Here is a 21,117-nt window from a genome sequence, read left to right as displayed (position 1 = left end):
CGAGGCGCTGAATCTTTTCGGTTTCCGGCACTTGCGCCGCAGGCCCAAGCAGGATTTCCGAAAAGTGGCTGCCGGTTTTCGGACAAAAATCCTGCTAAAACAACAAGACGCTAAGCAGGCTGTCGTTGGCGCGCCAACGACAGCCTGCTTAGCATCGGCGCGGCGCGGCGGCAAGGCGGCGTTCAATCTTCCCCCGGCTTGCCGCGCATCGACTTGACCGAGCCGCGTTGCTTCTTGCCGTCGAGCCGGCGCAATTTCGAGGCGTAGGTCGGGCGGGTGGCGCGGCGGGGCGGCTGCGGCGGGCGGGCGGCCTCGCGGATCAGTTCGATCAGCTTTTCCAGCGCGTCGGCGCGATTGCGCTCCTGGGTGCGAAACCGCCGCGCCACCACGATCAGGTCGCCGCTTCCGGCGAGGCGCTTGCCGGCGAGCGCGATCAGCCTTTGGCGCACCGGCTCCGGCAGGCTCGGCGATTCGAGCACGTTGAAGCGCAATTGCACCGCCGTTTCGACCTTGTTGACGTTCTGGCCGCCGGGACCGGAGGCGCGGATGAATTCCTCGCGCAATTCGCCTTCGTCGAGCGCGATGGTCCGCGTGACCTGAATCATCGAACCCGATCCTCCCGCGCCAGAACCATTTCCGAAAAAGTTTGGCCGCGACTGTTGCCGATTGCGCACAGTCGCGCAACCCGGCTTTGTCTAAGATGAACTGGCCGGGATGCTGAGTCTTTTCATTCTCCAAATTTCAAGTCCATGACCCCAAAAAACGCCGCCGACCAGACCGCCGCCGACGCCGCCAATCTCCTGCTGCGGCTTGGCCAGGTCGTGGCGTTCGTCGTCGCGCCGGCGGCGCTGCTGCTGTCGCAACGCTCGATTTTCATCCTGACGCCGATCGCCGGCGCGCTGATCCTCGCCGGCGGGATGGTTCTGGCGCCGCGGATGCGGATGCGCGACCTGTTCGGCTTTGTCGCCTCGCCCATCGGCCTCGCCGCGCTGTTTCTGAGTTTTTGGGCGCTGGCCTCGCTGCTGTGGACGCCCTTTCCGGCGGAAGCCGCGCCGCGCCTGTTGAAAATTTTCTCGACTTTCCTGGCCATCCTGCCGGTCGCCGCCGCGCTGCCGGCGCGCAGCAAAGCCGCCTATCTCTATCTTCTGCCGCTTGGCGTGGCCCTGGCCGCCGTCGGCGCCCTCGTGCTTGGCGCGCCCTTCTTCAGCGACCCCGACGACGCCGAAAACAACGAGATCTTGCGCCGGGCGGCGCAAGCCATGCTTATTTTGCTTTGGCCGGCGCTGGCCGCGACCGCCTTGCGCGACCGCCTCACGCTTTCGGGCAGCCTCGCCATCGTCGCGCTGACGGCGGCGATCTCGGTCCATATTCCGTCGGCTCTCGCGGCGACGGCGTTGGGGACGCTGGCTTTCGCCGCCGCGCGGAGCGACCCGCGCCGGGTGGGACGCTGGATTGGCGCCCTGTTCGCCGGATGTTTCGTTTTCGCTCCCGCCTTGCCGCTGCTGTTCGGTCCGTTCCTCGGATCTGACGCGACCGGTCCGCTGCAAAGCCTGAAACTCTGGCACGGCATGATCGTCAACGACGGCTTTCGCCTGCTCGCCGGTCACGGCTTCAATTTTGTCGGCTCGGGGTTCATGCGCGGCTATCTGCCGGTTCACGCCCCGCATTCGATGCTGTTCGAAGCCTGGACCGATCTTGGCATGGTCGGCGCGCTCGGCGGCGGCGCGCTGATTTATCTTTGCTTCAAGACGGCGGCGGCGGAATCGCCGCGGCTGTCGCCTTATTGGCTCGGCGGCCTGACCTATGTGACCGCGATGGGCGTTTTCGGCGCCGCCACCTTGCAGCTTTGGTGGATCACGGCGCTGGCGCTGGGCCTCGGCGCCTTCATCGTCGCCAGGCGCGGCGACTACAAGACCGACCGCCCGACCGCGCCGAAACAGGCGGCGTGAGTTTGGGCGATTGATTGGGCTGCGACGTCGTTTGTTGAGGGATCGAACGCCTGCTCTCGTGGCGATTGCGATTCGGTTGAATCGCAATCGCCTCTGGATTCCTTTGTTGTCGCAATTTTTTTGCGAAAAACCGGCGCCCACTTTTTCGCACATTGCTCCAGGCCAATGCTTCGAGCGCCCGCGGTGACGTCGTTTTTCGGCGGATTGCGGAAGGCGGCGAGCATCGCCGGCATGGGCAGGATCGCGCCGTAAGCGGCAGGCGGACAACTTTCAGCCCTGCCGCAGGATTCCCAAGTCTTGCAGAATGTTGGTTTTCGCCGGGCTCGCCGCTCCGCCAAGGCGAAGGCATCCGATCGAATCCCGGTGGATAATGGGGACCGGGGCGCATCGAGCCGCGGCGAAGATGATCGTTTCATCAAGTCGCTTGCAAGGGCGAGCGTGCAAAATGGCGGGGCGGCCCAAGGCGAAATCTTGTGCGTCTCAACCGGACGGTCGCGCCCTGGACGGCGCAAGCGCGCGTCTGGCGCAGCGGATCGGGGAGGTCTGCCCTGACGCCGTTGCAAGCCTTCCCCCGGCCAGGACCGAAGAGACGGCGCCGCAATGGATGGCAAAGGCGCTCTGACGTTGTTCTCGCCCCCGCTCCTCGGCGTCGCGCCGATCGAACGGATCATACCATAGGCCTTTGCTTCGGACTCGTCGGAAGCAAAGGCGCCCGCCGGCTGACGCCGGCGGGCGTTTGCAGGGCGTCGATGGGCGCCCGTCCTTGCGGACGGGCTATGGCTTACGACGAGTCGTAAGCCGTAGCCCGATGGTATTAGATGTCGGGCGACGTCATGTTCCACGCCTGGACCCGCGACATTACTGCTTGCATTGGCCGCGGCTTCAAAAATCAACCGTCGCTTTGCGTTGGATTGTCATGCTTCTTCCTGTGCGCCATCCGGTTTTCCGGACGCAAGTGGCGTCGATCCACGAATTGGGGCGCCGGCGCCGCGGGGCGTGTTTAAGTATATGTTAATAAACAAAAAAATTTCAAACCTACGCGCGGCCTTTGCAGGCGGCTCCCGATGGCGACATTCTTGCAAGCAAAAGCGTCGCCGTCTTGCGCGTCAAACTGTTGCTTCGCAATTCTGCCTAGATCAGGCCCGTCGACGGCTTCAACGAGATTATATGTTTTAAAACAGTACGTTAGAAATAATGTTCGAGGCGCATATACGTTATCGACATGGTTGCGGCGCTCGATAACTTATGGTAAACAGGATTTTAAGTCCTTGTGCCAGATACATCATTGATCAGGCAAAGGGTTTTGTTGTCGGCGCATTAGTGAACAATCTCGGTTTAAACAACGAATTGATTGAGGGATCGCCATGCCGGTTTCGATTTCATCCCTTTCGGCCTCCATCGGCGGCCTTGCAACGCCCGGCGAAACACTCACAGCGGCAATCGTCGATAGTGACGCCAACGACGTCTATTCCTATCAATGGCAATCCTCCGCGGACGGCACATTTAACGATGCTGTGAGTATCGGGAGCGATAGTCCGACGTATCAGCCCGCCGACGGCGATATAGGGTCGGCGATCCGCGTCGTTGTCACCGCGACGGATTCGGACACCCTGGCCGTCGTCTCGGCCACCAGCGCCGCGACAGCCGCCGTCGCCCCCTTCGAGTGGACCAACAGCGCGGGCGGCGACTGGAGCGACGCCGGCAACTGGAATTTCAACGCCGTTCCGGGCGCCGGCGACCACGTTGTCATCGATGCGCCGACCGCGACGGTCAATCTGTCCTCGCCTTTGAGCCATCAGGGCCTGATCGACCTCAAAGCCGGGACGCTGGCGGATTCCTCCGGTGTGACGCTGAACGGCGGCGGGAAGCTCGAAGTTTCGGGCGGAAGCGTTCAGGGCGGGCTGACGCTGTCTGGCGGCTACGCCCAGTTCACCAATGGCGCGACGGTCACCGATTCCACGGGCGTCAACCCCGGCGCGATCACCGTCGCCAATGGCGGCGCTATCGAATTCGACGGCGCGACCGATTTTGCCAATGATGTGACGCTCGATTACGGCAATCTATTTTTCGGCGAGCCGCCGCTCTCGTCCAATCTGAACACCGATAATGGCGGGACCGGCAATGCCGACGGGTCGGCCGATCCGAACTGGACCGTGAGCGGTCCGGCGCTGCCGCCGGCGCAGCAGGGCGTTCCGGCCGCGGCGGTCGATCAGGCGATCGTCAACAATCAGTCGTGGACGCCGGACAATGCGCTGTCGGGCTGGATCGCCGTTCCCGGCTGGACCGTCAGCGGCGCGGGTTCGAACGAAAACGCGGTCGATCAGCCTATCGCCTCAGCGTCAAATCCCTACTTCTACACCACAACCTTCAACGTTGCCGACGCGGCGAATACGACCATCGCCGGCTTTGTGCAGATCGACGACTATGGCGAACTCATCCTGAATGGAGGCGCCCCGCTGCTGACCGAGAACTCGTGGCAGGGTTGGGTTCCCTTCGTGCTCGACGCCGCCGATGGCCTGGTTTCGGGAACCAATACGCTTACAATCGAGGCTGCCTATACCGATGGTTACGACGATGGCGTTCGCCTCCAGATCGCCCAGCCGGTCGTGATCGATTCCGGGGTGACGATTCAAGGCGCCGGTTATATCAGCGATAATTACAGCAGCGTGAGCGGTCCGGCGATCGTCGTCAACCGCGGAACGATCGACGCCAATGTTCCCGGTGGCGCACTGACCATCGCGCCGACCGGTTTCTTCAATGAAGGGACGATCGAGGCGACCAATGGCGGCCTGCTTTATGTCGGCAACAACAACTGGACCAATGCCGCCGATGGAACCGTCACCGCCGATAGCTCGACGCTTTTCCTCGACGGAAGACTCACCAATCTCGGGACCATTTCGGCGTCGAATTCCGTCGTCCTTCTGAACGGCTATGACACTTTGGCAGGTCTCGGCAATGAGAGCTACAGCGCGAGCTCCGGCAACAGCTATGCCAACGTGACGCTCACGAACTCGTTTCTGGGGCTTACCGGCGCCATCGGCCTCAATTCCAGCGATGTGCTCGACGCCACCCAGGGCTTCTTCGACAGTCTCCGAATGTTCAATTACGCCTCCATCCAAGGCGGAACAGTGGTTGCCAGTTCGTCGGCCGCCGGGACGGGCGCCCTGACTTTCAACCAGAACGGCATTCCGTATTTTTATAATGTCACCCTGGACAATGCCGGCGATTGGATCATTCCCGACACCGTCACGCTGAATCTCGTGGGGGGAACCCTCGACAATTCCGGGACCCTGTCGCTTGGCGATTCCAACGGCGCGGCAAATCTAGTCGTCATTGGCGGCGTGTTGGTCAATGGCGGCGGCGAAATCAATCTCCCGTCCCCCAATGGCTTTACGTCGTCGATTGTCAGCGACGGCAGTGACTCGGCGACGATCGAGAATTTCGACAATACGATTGCAGGCGCGGGCGTCATCGGCGACGCGTATCTGTATATCCAGAACGACGGAGTCTGGCAGAACGGCGAACTCGCGCCGGGAACCATCGACGCCAATGTTTCCGGGCAGACCCTCGCCGTCGCCCCTTACGGACTGCTCAACAACGACGGCCTGCTCGAAGCCACCAATGGCGGCATCCTGCAAATCGGCGGCAATGGCGGAACCTGGACCAACTGGTGGGACGGGACGATCGAAGCCACCGACGCGACGCTTGAACTCGTCGGCCCCTTCTACAATTACGGGACCATTTCCGCGAACAACAGCCAGATCGATCTGCAAGGCTATGTCGATTACAACAATGCGCAATTGTGGACGGTTGGCGGCTACGGCAATCGGCTCGCGATCAACGGCACGCTGGAGCTCGATGGCAATACGCTCGATACGACGCCGGGCCTGTTCTATCAATTCACCCTCGACGGCGGCACGCTCCAGGATGGAGCGATCTTCGACTTTGGCGGCGCGCTGAATTTTTCCGGCAACACCCAGAACACGCTCGCCAACGACATCTTCTATGACGGCCTGATCGTCAACGGCGGCTTTGTCACTCTTTCCAACGATATCATCTATGGCGGCCTGACGGTCGAAAATGGCGGCGTCGTCGCACTCGACAATAACACCCAGATTCTCGACTGGAGCGGAAGCGTTCCGGGGCCGATTGTGCTCGACAATGGCGAGATCGACGGCGGAACGCTCGATATCAGCGGCGGCCTCACCCTCGGGTGGAGCGGGCTCGGAACCCTGCATGACGTATATGTGGTCAACAGCGCGACGCAGAATTTCGACAGCGTGAATTATCAGGACCAGACGCTGACTTTTGACGGGACACTGGACAATAGCGGCGTCATCAATCTTGGAAGCTTGAGCAATGGTTCGATCGCTCTCCAGGTGGGAGCCGATGGGCTGACACTGAAGGGTGGGGGAACGATCTCGGTTTCGCCGGGAAATAATCCGTACGGCGTTCAGTCTTCATCTCAGTTCGGCGCTTTGCCGCCGATTGGCGGCAACGGCGCCTCGGCGACTCTCGCCAATGTCGACAACACGATCCAGGGCTATGGCCAGGTCGGCGATTGGTCGCTCTATGTTCAGAACGGCGCGCAAGGCGTCATCGACGCCAACGTCGGCGGCCAGATTCTGCAACTTGCTCCCGGCGGCGGGTTCAGCAATGACGGCCTCGCCCAAGCCACCAATGGCGGCAATCTGTCGATCGGCGACTGGGGCGGTTATTGGACCAATGAGTGGGACGGGAGGATTGTCGCCAACGCCTCCACGGTGGCGCTCAATGGTAGTTTCGGCAATTACGGCCGGGCCGAGGCCAGCAATGGCGGCAATCTGGTGATCGGCTCCTGGTGGAACTATTGGACCAATGGGTTGGACGGGACGATTGTCGCCAACAACTCCACTTTGACGCTCAATGGTTACTTCTCTAATTACGGCGTCATCGACGTCACCGATTCAACGGTCTCGGTGAATTTCAACTCCGCTCCGATCGACAACTCCGGCAACTTCATCGTTACCGACTCCACCATCGAACTCGCCGGCTATTTCACGCTGGAAGACCTTGGCGGCTTTAGCTACTACGCGCCTTCGACCGGCGACGTTTACGCGCCGTTTTTCGCGACGCTCAACGGATCGAATACGCTCGAACTCACCGGAACCTTGACTCTCGACACCGTCGATCCGACCATCGGGCCGGCTTCGGTCGGCGTCGGCGACACGCTCGACGCCACCCAGGGCCTTTTCCAGAATCTCGTCGTGAACGGCGGCGCCATCTACGGCGGCACGGTGATCGTCAGCGCCGCGGCCGGCGGTCCTGCTGGCTTCCTCGGCATTGCTCAAAATAGTCTGGCGACGATCCACGATGCGCTGATCGAAAACGCCGGCGACTGGAAGATCGGCGCCGGCAGCGCTTATTATGGATCTCAGACCCTTTTTGCCGACGGCGTCCTGGACAATTCCGGCGCGGTCCAGATCGGCGATTACGGTCACTCCAATGGCGCCGGCTACCTGTTCGTCGGCTCGGACGGCTTGACGCTGAAAGGCGGCGGCGCGGTGACGCTGGCTGGCGGGTCCTATAATTATTACGGCTACACCTATTTCTACACCTATTATGCCGCGATCGGCGCCTATAGTCCCGCAACTCTGGAAAACGTCGACAATACCATTTCCGGCGTCGGCGTCGTCGGCGAATATAGTCTGAGCGTCCAGAACGATACCGGCGGAACGATCAACGCGAATGTCAGCGGTCAAGTTCTGCAGGTGGCCACCGACGGATTGTTCAGCAATGACGGCGTCGCCGAAGCCACCAATGGCGGCATTCTGGCGATCGGCGGCAGTGGGACGGCCTGGACCAATCAGGCCGACGGCGTGATTTCCGCCACCAATTCCACGCTGGTCCTCGCCGGTCCGTTCGTCAATGACGGGACCATCGACGTCACCGGTTCGACGCTTGCCGTGGTTTTCGCTTCCGCGCCGATCGGCGGCGCGGGAACATTCGACGTCGCCAATTCGACGATCAATCTCGGCGGCGCCTTCACGCTGGAAGACCTCGGCAGCTTCAGCTACGCGCCCTCGACCGGAGACCGGTACACCCAGTTTTTTGCCAACCTGAGCGGAAAAATATCGCTCGTTCTCAATGGAGCCGTGACGCTCGACACCGTCGATCCAACCATTACGCTGGCTTCGGTCGGCGTTGGCGACACGCTCGATTTCACCCAGGGCTTTTTCCAGAATGTTGCTCTGGCCAATAATATGACGATCGCCGGCGGCACGGTGATCGCCAGCGCCGCCGCCGGTGGTCCGACCGGCGCGATAAACCTGCCGGCAAACGGGACGCTCACGATCCACGACGCCTTGGTGGAGAACGCCGGGACGCTGACGATTGGCGGCGCCGGCAATTCCGACAGTCATACGCTGTCCATCGACGGGATCCTCGACAATAAAGGGGTCATACAGCTTGGATCGGGAAATACTTATGCTTACGACGCCATTCGCGTCGGCAACGACGGTCTGAAAATCCAGGGCGGAGGAACCATCACCCTCAATAATTACCAATATTATTATTATATTTACAACACGGCGCAGATCGTCGGCAATGGTTATCAGGGCTTGACGCTCGAGAACGTCGACAATCTGATCCAGGGCGACGGCCTGATCGGCGATTACGGTTTGACCGTTCACAACGACCACGGCGGCGTCATCGACGCGAATGTGAATGGCGCAACGCTCCGCCTCGCGCCCTACGGCCTGCTCGACAATGACGGAACCGTCGAGGCGACCAACGGCGCTACGCTGCAAATCGGCGGCAATGGCGGCAGCTGGACCAACGAGGCCGATGGCGCGATCACGGTGATCAATTCGACGCTGACGCTCGCTGGCCCCTTCACCAATCTCGGAACGATCGTCGCGACAAACAGCGCGGTCAACCTCACCGGGACCGTCACCTTGCCGGAACTGGGGACGATCCAGCGCACGGGCGGATCCCTCCAGCTGACCGGAACGCTCGATCTCGCGGGCGAGACGCTGGATACGTCCCAGGGCGCGTTCCAGGGTCTCTACTTGAATGGCGGCGCGATCGAGAATGGAACCCTTGTCGGCGGCGGAGTCTCCCTGCCCTGGAACAGCGCCAATCTGTACTCCAACGTTGAAATCAAGGGCGGCCTGACGGTCAGCAATGGCTTCATCCGCCTCGCCAATGGCGCGACGGTCACGGACGCCGCAGGGGTCAATCCCGGCGAGATCAAGGTTGTCAATGCCCAGGTGACGCTCGATGGCTATAGCGATCTCGTCAATAATGTGACGCTGACCAATTCGAACTTGTACCTCGCGGGGGGAGTCCGGGTCGCCTCGCCGCTCAATACCGATAACGGCAATCTGCCCGGCGGCTCAGGCGATCCGAACTGGACGGTCAATGGCGCGCCGGCCGCGGTCCTCAGCGACGGCGCGATCAACGGCTCCGAGTCGACCAATCTCTATTATTACTGGGCCGCAGATAATGCCACGTCCGGCTGGATCGGCGTCAACGACGGCGTCTATCAGCCTGCGGCGCCCTACACGTTCACCACGAGCTTCAACGTCGCCAATGCGACGGACGAAATTCTGGCCGGCCTGTTCTATATCGACGAATCTGGCTATGTCTCGCTCAACGGCAAGCAGGTCGCCAGCGGCGGCAATTACAGCAGCGGCTCCTTGTTTCTGCTCGACCAGCAGAATGGCCTGGTCAACGGCGCCAATACGCTCAGCGTGACGGTTTCGGGGGCGGATCAATATTACGATGGCGTGCGCGTCCAGATGCTGCAGGCCTATACGATCGACGCCGGCGTTACGGTTCAGGGCAATGGCGTCATTGCCGACAACTGGAACGGCCAGGGCCAGCAACTCATCATCAATCGCGGTCTGATCGACGCCAGTGGCGGCTGGCTCTACGTCGAGCCGACCGGATTCTTGAACAAGGGCGTGGTCGAAGCCAGCAATGGCGGCGTCGCCTATATCGGGGCGCCGAATTTCGCCAATCTCGTTTCCGGCGCATTGATCGGCGGCGCATATGAAGCCCTGGCCAATTCGAGTGTCGTGATTGCCGGCTATCCGACGATTACGACTCTCGCCGCCAATGTCGTGCTCGGCGGCGCCGGCGCCAATGTCGCCAACCTGAACCAGACCCTGAACGCCATCGCCGCCGGCGGGCGGCTCGAACTCGATTCCGGCGCCACTTTCGCCGCTTTGAATAATCTCGACGATTTCGGCGCCATCGTCCTTGCCGGGGGAAGTCTGTCCGACGCCCTGATCACGGTCGAAAACGGCGCGAACATTACGGGCGCCGGCTCCATCGCGGGCGCGGTCAACGATCTCGGTCGGATCGAAGCGGCGGGCGGAACGCTCGCCATATCGGGCGTGGTTTCAGGCTCCGGCAACCTGGTGATCGACAGCGGCGCGAAGCTTCAGCTGGGCCTTGGCGGCGGCGCGGCCATGACCTTCGCCGGCGCGGTGAACGATTCCGGCGTACTCGAAGTGGCGGGCGGGAAGGTCAATCTTGCCGGCGCGGTCAGCGGTTCCGGCATATTGCTGATCGACAATGGCGCGACGCTGGAGCTTGGCGCCGGCGATACGGCGCAAGTGGCCTTCGCCGGCGCCCAGGGCGTGCTGAAACTCGACAACTCGGCCGCTTTCGCCGCCGCCGGCGCCGCCATTACCGGCCTGCAGATCGGCGACACGATCGATCTCGCCGATGCAAGCGTTACCGGCTATTCGCTGGTCGGGACCGACTTGACCGTCAATCTCGCCGGCGGCGGCAGCATCGACTTCGCCAATGTCACCGGCCCCGGCGGCGCGCTGCTGAGCGGCGTCGTCGTCAACATCCAGGGCGACGGCGCCCATGGCAGCGACCTGTTCCTGGCGCTGAACACGACCAACCTCGCCCACCCCGCGATCTTAACTCCCGTCGGAACGGGTAATAGCCTGGTCCTCGCCGACGCTCACGTCACGACAGTCCAGACCGACAAGATCACGCTCGCCATCGCCAATAATCCGACAGGCAATCCCATCGACGGGCTCAATGTCGGCATCGGGGCGAGCACGGGCGCGGCCTATGGCGCCGGTTCGATCGTCTCGCTGGCGCCTGGCCAGTCCAGTTCCAGCGCCATTGCCGTCGGCGTGGACGACACCAGCGCCGGCGCCAAGAGCGGAACGGTTCAAATCCAGTTCACTTCCGACGGAACGGTTTCCGGCGCCAAGACACCGCTGCCTTCCCAGGAACTCGCCCTTTCCGGCAATGTCTATCGCCTCGCCAAACCGCAAATTTCCACGCCAGCCACCGCTTATGTCCATGTCGGCGATCCCGGCTCGGAGGCGCTGACGATAAGCAACGCCGATCCGGCGGATGGCTATTCGGAAAATCTGATCGCCACGGCGGTCGGAGTGACCGGCGCCCTGATCTCGGATTCCGGCGCCGTGGCGCTCGCCCCCGGCGCCGCCGATTCCTCGAAGCTGATCGTGAATTTCTCCACCGCGGCGGTGGGTTACGAGAGCGGTTCGGCCCTGTTCGCGCTGACCAGCGACGGAACCGGAATCGATACGCTCGGCCAGACTCCGCTGGGCCAGACGAGCGTTCCGGTCAACGTCGTGGTGGACAATTACGCCGCGCCGGCCTTCACCACCTTTGGAACCACCTTTGGCGCGGCCGCCTTGGCGCAAAACGGCGCCAATTGGACGATCAATCTCGGCAATTTGGCCCAGGGCACGAATGCGCCGAGCTTCTATGTCGGAGCGTTCAACGCCGCCAGCGGCCCGGCCGACTTCCTGTCCGGTCAATATTCCATCGGCAACGCCAGCAGCGCCTTCAACAATTCTTACTTTGGCGGCTTCAGCGGCATCGGGGCGCAGCAATCGAGCGGCTACGGTTATGGCTATGGTTACGTCACGCTTTCGACATCGCAGATCGGCTCGTTCAGCGAAACCATCACGCTCACTTCCACCGGTTCAAATCCGAGCGGCTATTCGGCGGCGCTGACGGCGCAAACCCTGACCATCACAGCCAATGTCATCGCGCCGCCCATTCTCACCGTCAGCGCCATTTCCGCGCCGTCCAAGGCCCTCGCCGGCAATGCCGTCACTTTGAGCTGGATCGATTCCAACAGCGGCGACACCACCGCCGCCGGCTCCTGGACGGATGCCGTCTATCTCGCCTCGGACGCGCAAGGCGACAATCTCGTCTATCTCGGCGCGGTCTCGGTCGCCGGCAATTTGGCCGCCGGCGGTTCGCAGGCGGAATCCGCGACGTTCACTTTGCCCTGGACGATAACGGGCGCCGAATATTTCGTCGTCAGGGCCGATGTCAACAATACCGAGAGTTCGGCCGCGCCGAGCAAGCAGAGCGTGTCGCCGACGCCGACAGCCATATCCTATCCCCTCGCGCCTGAACTGGTGGTCAGCAGCATCGGCGCGCCGGCGACAGCCTCCGCCGGCCAGCAGGCGGTGGTGAGCTGGACGGTCACCAACCAGGGCGACGCCGCCGCCATCGGGCCCTGGACCGATTCGGTCTATCTCGCCTCCGACGCCCAGGGCGACAATCAAGTCCTGGTCGGCTCCTTCGCCTTCAATGGCTCTCTGGCCGCCGGCGCTTCCGAAACCCGGACGGAAATTGTCACGCTCCCGAGCAGTTACAGTGGCGCCGGCTGGTTCGTCGTCGACGCCGACAATTATAATCAGGTCAAGGAAAATCCCGGTTCGAGCAGCAAGGACGGTTTCGCCGCCACGCCGACCATTATCGCTCCCGTGCTCTACCCCGATCTTGTCGTCACCTCGGTCACGCCGCCGACCACGGCCTTCTCCGGCCAGCAGACCCAGGTTTCCTGGGTGGTCTCCAATATCGGCGCGAGCGCGACCACGACGCCCTACTGGACCGACAAAGTCTATCTGTCGCTGAATCGCACCCTCGACACCAGCGCCATTCTGCTGGCGAGCGTGGCGAATCCCTCCTATCTCGCTCGGGGCGGGAGCTATGGAAACAGCGTCGCCGTCACGCTGCCCCAGGGCCTGTCCGGGCCCTATTACATCATCGTCGCGGCGGATGGCGGCGGCCAGCAGAAGGAAGGTCCTGGCGCCAGCGGCAATAATGCTCTCGCCTCCTCCTCCTTCCAGGTCAATGCATCGCCGACGCCGCTTCTCGAGGTCGAGAATGTCATCGCCCCGGCCCAGGCCTTCTCGGGCCAGCCGCTGACTTTGAGCTGGACGGTAACCAACGCCGGCTCGGCTTCGACCGGCGTGGCGACATGGACCGATCAGGTTCTTCTGTCCACGGACGGACTGCTCGATTCCACCGCCAAGGTGGTGGCGACCGTCACCAATTCCAGCGCCGTTGTGCCGGCGGGCGGCAGCTACAAGGAATCCGCGACTTTCAACCTGCCGATCGGCGTCAGCGGCACGGAGACGTTCTTTGTCGTCGCCAACGCCAACCAGCAGGTCTATGAAGTCGGCAATCCCCAATCCTACGCCGGTTCGGCCACGGTTCAGGTCAATCTGACTCCGCCGCCGGATCTTGTGCCGACCCTCGGCGCTTTGCCGAAAGGCGCCGTCACCGGCCATCAGCTGGCCCTGTCCTATACGGTGACCAACGACGGCGCGACCGCGACGCCCAACAGCTACTGGTACGATTCCGTCTATCTGTCTGCCCAGCCGACCCTCAATACCACGTCGCAATTATTGGCGACCAACGTACATTACGGCGTTCTGGCGGCCGGACAATCCTATACCGTCGCGCAAAACTACACGTTGTCCAACAGCCTGTTCGGCGGCTATTACGTCATCGTCAAGACGGATTCCTACAATCAGGTGTTCGAACTGACGCACAATGACAGCACGGTCGTCGGCGGGCCCATCAACGTCAACTTCAACGCCGTCGATCTCGTCGCCGGGAATGTCTCGGCGCCGGCGACCGCCGAGGCCGGCCATCAGATTCTGGTCTCCTATGAAATCCAGAATCAAGGCGGCGGCGATACGGGCGTCACTTCGTGGGTCGACAGCATCGTGTTGTCGGCGAGTGGCGTGCTCGGCGCTTCCGATAATATCGTCGTTGGAAGCAACTATAATTCCAAGGCGCTTTTCGGCGGTCAGGATTACATCCGGAACGTGGCGGTCAACCTGCCGAATACACTTGGCGGCGCCTATACATTGTTCGTCGTCGCCGATTCCGGCCATACGGTTCCGCAGTCGAGCTATGCCGATTCCGCCTCGGCGGGCCAGAGCATCGTTATTGCGCCTCTGCCCAATCTGCGGGTCACGAGCCTGACCGCTCCGACCAGCGACACGGCCGGCGACCAGGTCACGCTCAACTGGACGGTGTCCAATACCGGCGCCGGCGCCACCGACAGCGGCGCCTGGACGGATTCGGTCTATTTGACCGGGCCGACCTATAATTACCTCGGCTCTGTCGCCCATAGCGGCGTTCTGGCCTCCGGCGCCTCCTACAGCACGCAGGGGACATTCACGCTGCCGGCGGGACTGCCGACCGGAACCTATAGCTATGTGGTGACCACCAATCGCAACAGCTCGGTCGCGGAAAGCAATCCCAACGACGATTCAGCCTCCGCGACGACGCAAATCACCGCCCAGTCGTCACAGGGAACGAGCGGCGCGAGCAATCATCCCGAACTGACGACGTCCGGCGTCACGGCGCCGACCGCGGGCGTGAGCGGCCAATCCGTCGCCGTGTCCTGGACACTGACCAATTCGGGCGATCCGACACCAACCCTGGTTCACTGGTACGACGAGGTCTATCTTTCGACCAGCCCGACGCTGGGCGGCGGGACGACCATCGCGCTTGGCTATCTCGATCACGGCGCGGTGCTGGCGAGCGGCGGGACCGCGACCTATACCCAGAATTTCACCTTGCCAAGCGGAATCAGCGGTTCCTACTACGTCATTGTCTCCGCCGATAATGGCGATGCGCTCAACGAACCGAGCCGTTCCGGCAATATCGCCGACTCGGCTTCGCCGATCCAGATTTCGCTGCCGCCGGCAGGCGACAGCCCCAATTCGACCTTGCTCAGCGTCGGCGCTATCAGCGTTCCGCAGACGGCGTCCACCGGACAGCCGGTTTCGGTCTCCTATACGGTCAATAATCTGGGATCGGGCGCCTCCGGCGAAAGCTGGGTGGATCGCCTCTATCTGTCGACCACCGGCGTCTGGAACGTCAGCGCCCCTCTGCTCGGCACGGTGAACCATAGCGGCGGCATAGCCGGCAACAGCTCCTACACCGCCACGCTCGCCACGACGCTGCCGGGCGTTGCAGCCGGCAATTATTACGTCATCGTCCGCAGCGACGTATACAACGCCCAGCCGGAAACCGACCAGTCCAACAAGACGCGCGCATCCTCGGACGAAATTGCGGTCGGCGTGCCGACACTCACGCTGGGAACGCCGGCGACCGGCAGCCTGTCGGCGGGTGGAGCGGTCTATTACCAGTTCACCGTCGGCGCCGGCCAGGTGGTCGATCTGTCCATGACCGGCTCGGCCTCGAACGCGGCCAACGACATTTACGTGTCCTACGGCCAGACGCCGACCATCGGCCAGTTCGACGCCACGTCGAAAATTCCGCTATCGCAAGATCCGACCGCCGTTCTGCGGGAAACCCAGGCGGGTACCTATTACGTGATGCTGCGCGAAAGCGCAGGCGGCAGCGAGAACTACAGTATCACCGCCAATACGGTTCCCTATTCCATCACATCGGTGTCGCCCAACGTGGGCAGCAACGTCGGCGACGTCACGATCACCGTCGACGGCGCGCACTTCAACGCCAACGAAAAAGTGGAGCTGACGGATTCCAAGGGCGATGTCGTCGCCACTGCGACCCATGTTCAATGGGTCAACAGCGGCGAACTTTGGGCGACATTCGACCTGCACGGCGTCGCGACCGGCGCCTATAATGTCGAAACAGAGGACGCCGCCAACAGCGCGACGCTGAAAAACGCCTTTACGGTCACCGGCGGGCCGGCGGGCAAACTCGCCGTCAGCCTCGTCGCGCCGGCGCAATTGCACACCCATGATTCGCCGGACGGACTGCCCGGCACGCAGAACGGCGTCGTCACGATCTCCTACTCCAATGTCGGCCAAACCGACATCGCCGCGCCGATCCTCGATCTGAAGGCGTCCAACGCCAATTTCATTCCTGGCGCCGTCGGCCTGATCGGCGCGTCGGAAATCTCGATCGACGGCATCACCCAGAGCGGCGGCCCGGCCGGAATTCTCCAGCCCGGCGCGACCGAAACCGTCTCCTATACGTTCCACGGCTATTTCAAATACGCCCAATTCATCACCATGAATCTGAGCCTGGGCGTGCTGCAAGGCTCCAGCGCCGCCATAGACTGGTCGTCGTTCGACTCCTCGTCGCAGCCCGCCGCCGTGGATTCCGCCGATTGGAACCTCATCCGGGGCCGTTTCAAGGCGCAACTCGGTTCGACCGCGCAAAGCCTGATCGACGCTTTGTCGCAGGACGCCACCACGCTCAGCGCCATCGGCCAGACCACCGACGATCTTGGCGCGCTTCTCGCCTATGAGCTGAACCGCGCGGAAGGCACGCTGACCCAGGTCACGCTCTCCAGGGCGACCGATCTTTCGACGACCGGCCAGAGGCTCGATCTGACCCTGAGCCGCAGCTATTCGTCGGATTTCCTCACGCGCAACGCCGCCGGCGCTTTCGGCGACGGCTGGTCCTTCACCTATGGCGTCGATGCGGTGACCGATGCGTCGGGCGACGTCACGATCGTCTCGCCACAGGGCGACGAATTTTTCACCGCCGCCGGCGCCGGTTCCTTCACCGCCGCTTCGGGCGATTCCTCCGTCCTCACTGAGGTCAGCGGCCAATATGTGCTGACAAAAGCCAATGGAACGGTCGAAACCTTCCGCCTCGACGGTCAGATCGGAACCATAAGCAATTCCAGCGGCTACAAGATTACCGTGACTTACGACGCCAACGGCGTCATCGCCGGGGTGCAGGATTCCATCGGCCAATCGCTGGCTTTTACCACAAACGCCGCGGGCCGCATCACCAGCGCCACGGATTCGCAAGGCCAGACCGCGACCTACAGTTACGATTCCACCGGGTCGCTGCTGCTTTCGGCCAGCGGCCCCGAGGGAACGACCACCTATTCCTACGACAACAGCAGCAATCCCTACCGCCACAACGCCTTGACGCAGGTGGCCGGCTCCGACGGCTCGCAACAGAACTTCACCTATGACGCCTTGGGCGACCTGTCCGGCGAATCCGGCGCAAACGGTTCAAATCCGCTCACCTTCACTTATGGGGCGACCGGCGTCGTCACCGAAGCGAATGCTTCCGGCGACGCGGCCACTCTGATTTACGGAACAAATGGTCAGGTTGCGGAAGTCCAGAATGCGCAAGGCGGCGTCACGCAATTCAGCTACGACGCGCTCGGCGACATTACCTCGTTCGTCACGCCGAACGGCGAGAAATATAAATTTGGTTACGACGCACGCGGTAATCTGACCTCTTACACCGATCCCAATGGCGGAACGGCCAAGGTTACTTATGTCGGCGGGACGAGCAAGATTGCGAGCTTCACCGATCAGGACGGCAATACGACGAATTACAGCTATAATTCCGCCGGCGACCTGATCGGGATCGTCTATGACGATGGCAGCGGCTCTTCCGCCGCCTATTCGGCCTCGGGCCTGCTGATATCGACGACCAATGCGAGAGGTCAGACCACGAGCTACGCCTATAATGTGGCCGGCGAACTGACCTCGCAGAATTTCAGCGACGGAACGTCTGAGCACTATTCCTATAATGCTGTCGGCGAGATGATCTCTTCGACGGCGACCGACGGCGGCGTCACGCATTATACCTATAATGCGGCCGGCGCGCTTGCCAGCATCACCGATCCGCAAGGCCGGGTCGAATCCTATGGCTATAACGCGGCGGGGCAGGAGATCCAGCGCGTCGAGCCGGACGGTTCGATCGAGAATTTCGCCTATAATTCCGCCGGCCAGCTGATCTCGCTGACCGACGGCTCCGGCCATTCCATCGCCAGTTACAGCTATGATTCCGCCGGCCGGTTCACCGGCGAAACCGAAGGCAATGGGGCCAGCGCGGCCTATAGCTACAACAGCAACGGCAATGTCACGAGCATCGTGACCTATGACGCCAGCCATGCCGTCACCAGCTCGCTGAATTATACCTATAATGCCGATGGCCAGCCGGTCAGCGTCGCGTCGCAAGATGGCGCCTGGACCTATTCCTACGATTCCGCGGGGCAACTGGTCCATGCGGTGTTCGCCTCGACCACCGCCTCGATCGCCAATCAGGATCTGACCTATAAATATGACGCGGCGGGCAATCGCACCCAAACCATCTTCAATGGCGAGGTGACCAATTATTTAACCAATGGCCTCAACCAATATACTTCGGCCAATGGGACGATCTATTCCTACAATGCCGACGGCGATCTTGTTTCGAGCAATGCCGGCGGCCAGATCACCAGCTATGGCTATAATTCGCAGAACAAGCTGACTTCGGTCGCCGCTCCGGATGGAACGGTCACGACCTATGGCTATGATGCGCTCGGCAATCGCGCGTCGGAGACCGTCAATGGCGTCACCAGCACCTACGTCACCGATCCGCTGGCGCTCTACTCCGCCGCGACCGGGCCTCTGGCCTCGATCGCCCAGGTATATAATTCTTCCGGCCAGGTTACCGCCACCTATGATTACGGCAATGGCCTTGCGGCCCTGAGCGCGGGCGGCGCCACTTATTACTACAACGGCGACATCCTCGGGAATGTCACCAGCCTCAGCGGCGCCGGCGGCGCGCTGGTCGACACCTATGCCTACACGCCATTTGGAACGCTGTTGTCTTCGACCGGCAGCGTCGCCAATCCGTTCCAATATGCCGGTCTCAGCGGCGATGCGACCACCCGCGATGGGCTCGTCGCCCTGGGCGTGCGCGTTTACGATCCGGCGACCGGGCGCTTCACTTCGCCGGATCCGACCGGATTGGCGGGAGGCGCCAATGCCTATTCCTATGTCTCGAACGACGTCACCTACGCCGTCGACCCCCTTGGGAAGGACGAGCTTTTCGTCGGGGGCGGCGGCGGTGTTTATTTGGGCGTTGGATTCGGCTTGGGCTTCGGCGTCGTTATCACGAACAATAATGCATATGGCCTGCCGGACATTGGCACCTATGTCGCGCCGCAGGCAGGCGCCGGCTACGGGGCCGGCGCGACCCTGCAAGGCGGCTACGACAGCCGTCCCTACAGCGGCTTCAAGGGCCAGAGCTATAATGCGGAAGTGACCGCCCTCGCCGGCGCCGGCACCTTGATCATAAACCCGGCGACGGGCAAGCCTGTCGGCGGCGCCGGCGGCATTTCGACGCCGGGGCTCGGCGGCAACGTCAACACCAGTTACACCTATACCTTATCCTTGGGCGAAAATGTTATCATCCCCATCATCAACGGGCTTGGCAGTCTGTTTGGCGTGACGCCGATTCTCCCGGTCCAGTCCGTCGATCCGAACGAGATCATCGGCCCGACCGCCTATGGCGCACAAAACTTCGTCGCCGCCGGCGCTCCGCTCTCCTATACGATCGATTTCGAAAACTCGAAGACGGCGAGCGCGCCCGCTCAGGCGGTCACCGTCACCCAGCAGCTCGACTCAAGTCTGGATTGGCGCACCTTCCGCCTGACCGGCTTTGGTTTCGACAATCTCACCACCAGCCTGCCCGGCGCGAGCCCGTTCTATAGCGGCCTGCTCGATTATTCGGCGACCAAGGGCTATGACGTCCAGGTCACGGCCGGCGTCAATGTCCAGACCGGCCTCGTGACCTGGACCTTCCAGACCATCGATCCGGCGACCGGCGTCCCTCCGACCGATCCGCAGCTTGGACTGCTGCCCGTCGACAATTCCTATGGCGATGGCGAAGGCTTCGTTTCCTATACGGTGAAGGCCAAGGCCTCCGATCCGACCGGAACCACGATTTCGGCTCAGGCTCAGGTCATATTCGACACCAATGGTCCCATCGACACGCCGATCGTCACCGACACCGTGGATTCGGTCGCCCCGACCAGCATCGTCGAGGCCCTTCCGCCGCAATCGGCGACGGCGACCTTCGAAGTTTCCTGGTCCGGCCAGGACGATGCGGCCGGTTCCGGCATAGGCTCCTACACGATTTTCGTCTCGGAGGACGGCGGATCGCAAACCGCCTGGCTCAACGACACAACCCGCGCCAATGCGCTGTTCCACGGCGATCTCGGTCACGTTTACGCCTTCTATTCGCAGGCGGTCGATAACGCCGGCAATCAGGAGGCCGCCCACGACACCGCCGACGCGACAATCGAAGTCGGTACGGTGGCGCCGACAGGCTTGGCCTTGTCCCCGTCCTCGCAGCAGGGATCTTCGACCAATGTTACGGCCGACATAACGCCGACCATAACCGGCGCCGCCGATCCCGGCGCGAATGTCACCCTCTACGATGGCGCGAATGTCGTTGGAACCGCCGTGGCCGACGCGATCACTGGCCTTTGGAGCATAAGCACCACGACGCTGCCCTATGGCCTCCAGACGTTGACGGCGACAGCCGTCAATGGCGCCGGCGTCGTCTCGCCCGCTTCCGCGCCCTTGCAGATAACGGTCGTCTCGCCCTCTCACGATCTGACTGTCGCGCAATACGTCGCCGATCCTTCGGCGGCTGACGCCGCACCGGCCGGGTTCAACATCACGGACTCGGCCGCCAAAGTCTCGACGATCTTCGATACGCTCAACGCCGACTCGCACCTTGACGCGATCACGCTGACCGACTCGGGAACGCCCGTGCTGACGCTGACCGCGGCGCAGGGGCTCGGCGATACGACGGCGCTCGGCAAGATCGCCAACGCCAGCTACGCGATTGTGATTCAAGACACGGCGGCCCACGTCGCCGCCAACCTCGACGCCTTGCAGGCCAACCCGCACGTGACGGCGATCACCCTGACCGACCCGTCCGACCCGCTGGCGGTTTCGCTCGCGCACCTGACAAGCGACGCCGGGGCGCTGGGCGAGTTGACCAACGGCTACAGCCTCGCGGTGACCGGCAGCGCGGCGGCGGTTGCGGGAGCGCTCGACGCGCTTCAGGCCAACGCGCATGTGACGGCCATCACCCTGACCGACCCGTCCGACCCGCTGGCGGTTTCGGT

General features: G+C 62.3%; 4 protein-coding genes. 2 read left to right on the top strand and 2 right to left on the bottom strand.

The features are described from left to right. Positions 1 to 182: 182 nt before the first annotated feature. Positions 183 to 605 carry an alternative ribosome rescue aminoacyl-tRNA hydrolase ArfB gene (gene arfB / locus QZY01_RS02880; protein ID WP_294533089.1) on the bottom strand — a complete coding sequence of 141 codons (423 nt, stop codon included), beginning with the start codon at positions 603 to 605 and terminating at the stop codon, positions 183 to 185. A gap of 144 nt (positions 606 to 749) precedes the next feature. Between arfB and QZY01_RS02875 the strand changes: the two genes are divergently transcribed. Further along, on the top strand, positions 750 to 1,949 hold the full coding sequence (locus QZY01_RS02875; protein WP_294533087.1) for a hypothetical protein: 1,200 nt from the start codon (positions 750 to 752) through the stop codon (positions 1,947 to 1,949). Here QZY01_RS02875 and QZY01_RS02870 read toward each other — a convergent pair. Continuing rightward, a complete protein-coding gene (locus QZY01_RS02870; RefSeq protein WP_294533085.1) occupies positions 1,907 to 2,182 on the bottom strand; it encodes a hypothetical protein in 276 nt (91 codons plus the stop codon). The two genes, QZY01_RS02875 and QZY01_RS02870, sit on opposite strands and share 43 nt — an antisense overlap. Before the next feature lie 1,131 nt (positions 2,183 to 3,313). Between QZY01_RS02870 and QZY01_RS02865 the strand changes: the two genes are divergently transcribed. Beyond that, on the top strand, positions 3,314 to 21,117 hold a 17,804-nt coding region (locus tag QZY01_RS02865), incomplete at its 3' end, for a CARDB domain-containing protein (RefSeq protein ID WP_294533083.1).

Origin of the sequence: uncultured Rhodoblastus sp. (assembly GCF_903903185.1) — a bacterium.
Taxonomy (GTDB): domain Bacteria; phylum Pseudomonadota; class Alphaproteobacteria; order Rhizobiales; family Beijerinckiaceae; genus Rhodoblastus.
The sequence above is the reverse complement of the archived record's forward strand: the minus strand, read 5'-3'. Positions and strand labels throughout refer to the sequence as shown.

What these genes read in the sequence shown, in the direction of transcription:
- arfB (WP_294533089.1), bottom strand. Translation starts at nt 605, where the DNA reads ATGATTCAGGTCACGCGGACCATCGCGCTCGACGAAGGCGAATTGCGC.
- QZY01_RS02875 (WP_294533087.1), top strand. Translation starts at nt 750, where the DNA reads ATGACCCCAAAAAACGCCGCCGACCAGACCGCCGCCGACGCCGCCAAT.
- QZY01_RS02870 (WP_294533085.1), bottom strand. Translation starts at nt 2,182, where the DNA reads ATGCCGGCGATGCTCGCCGCCTTCCGCAATCCGCCGAAAAACGACGTC.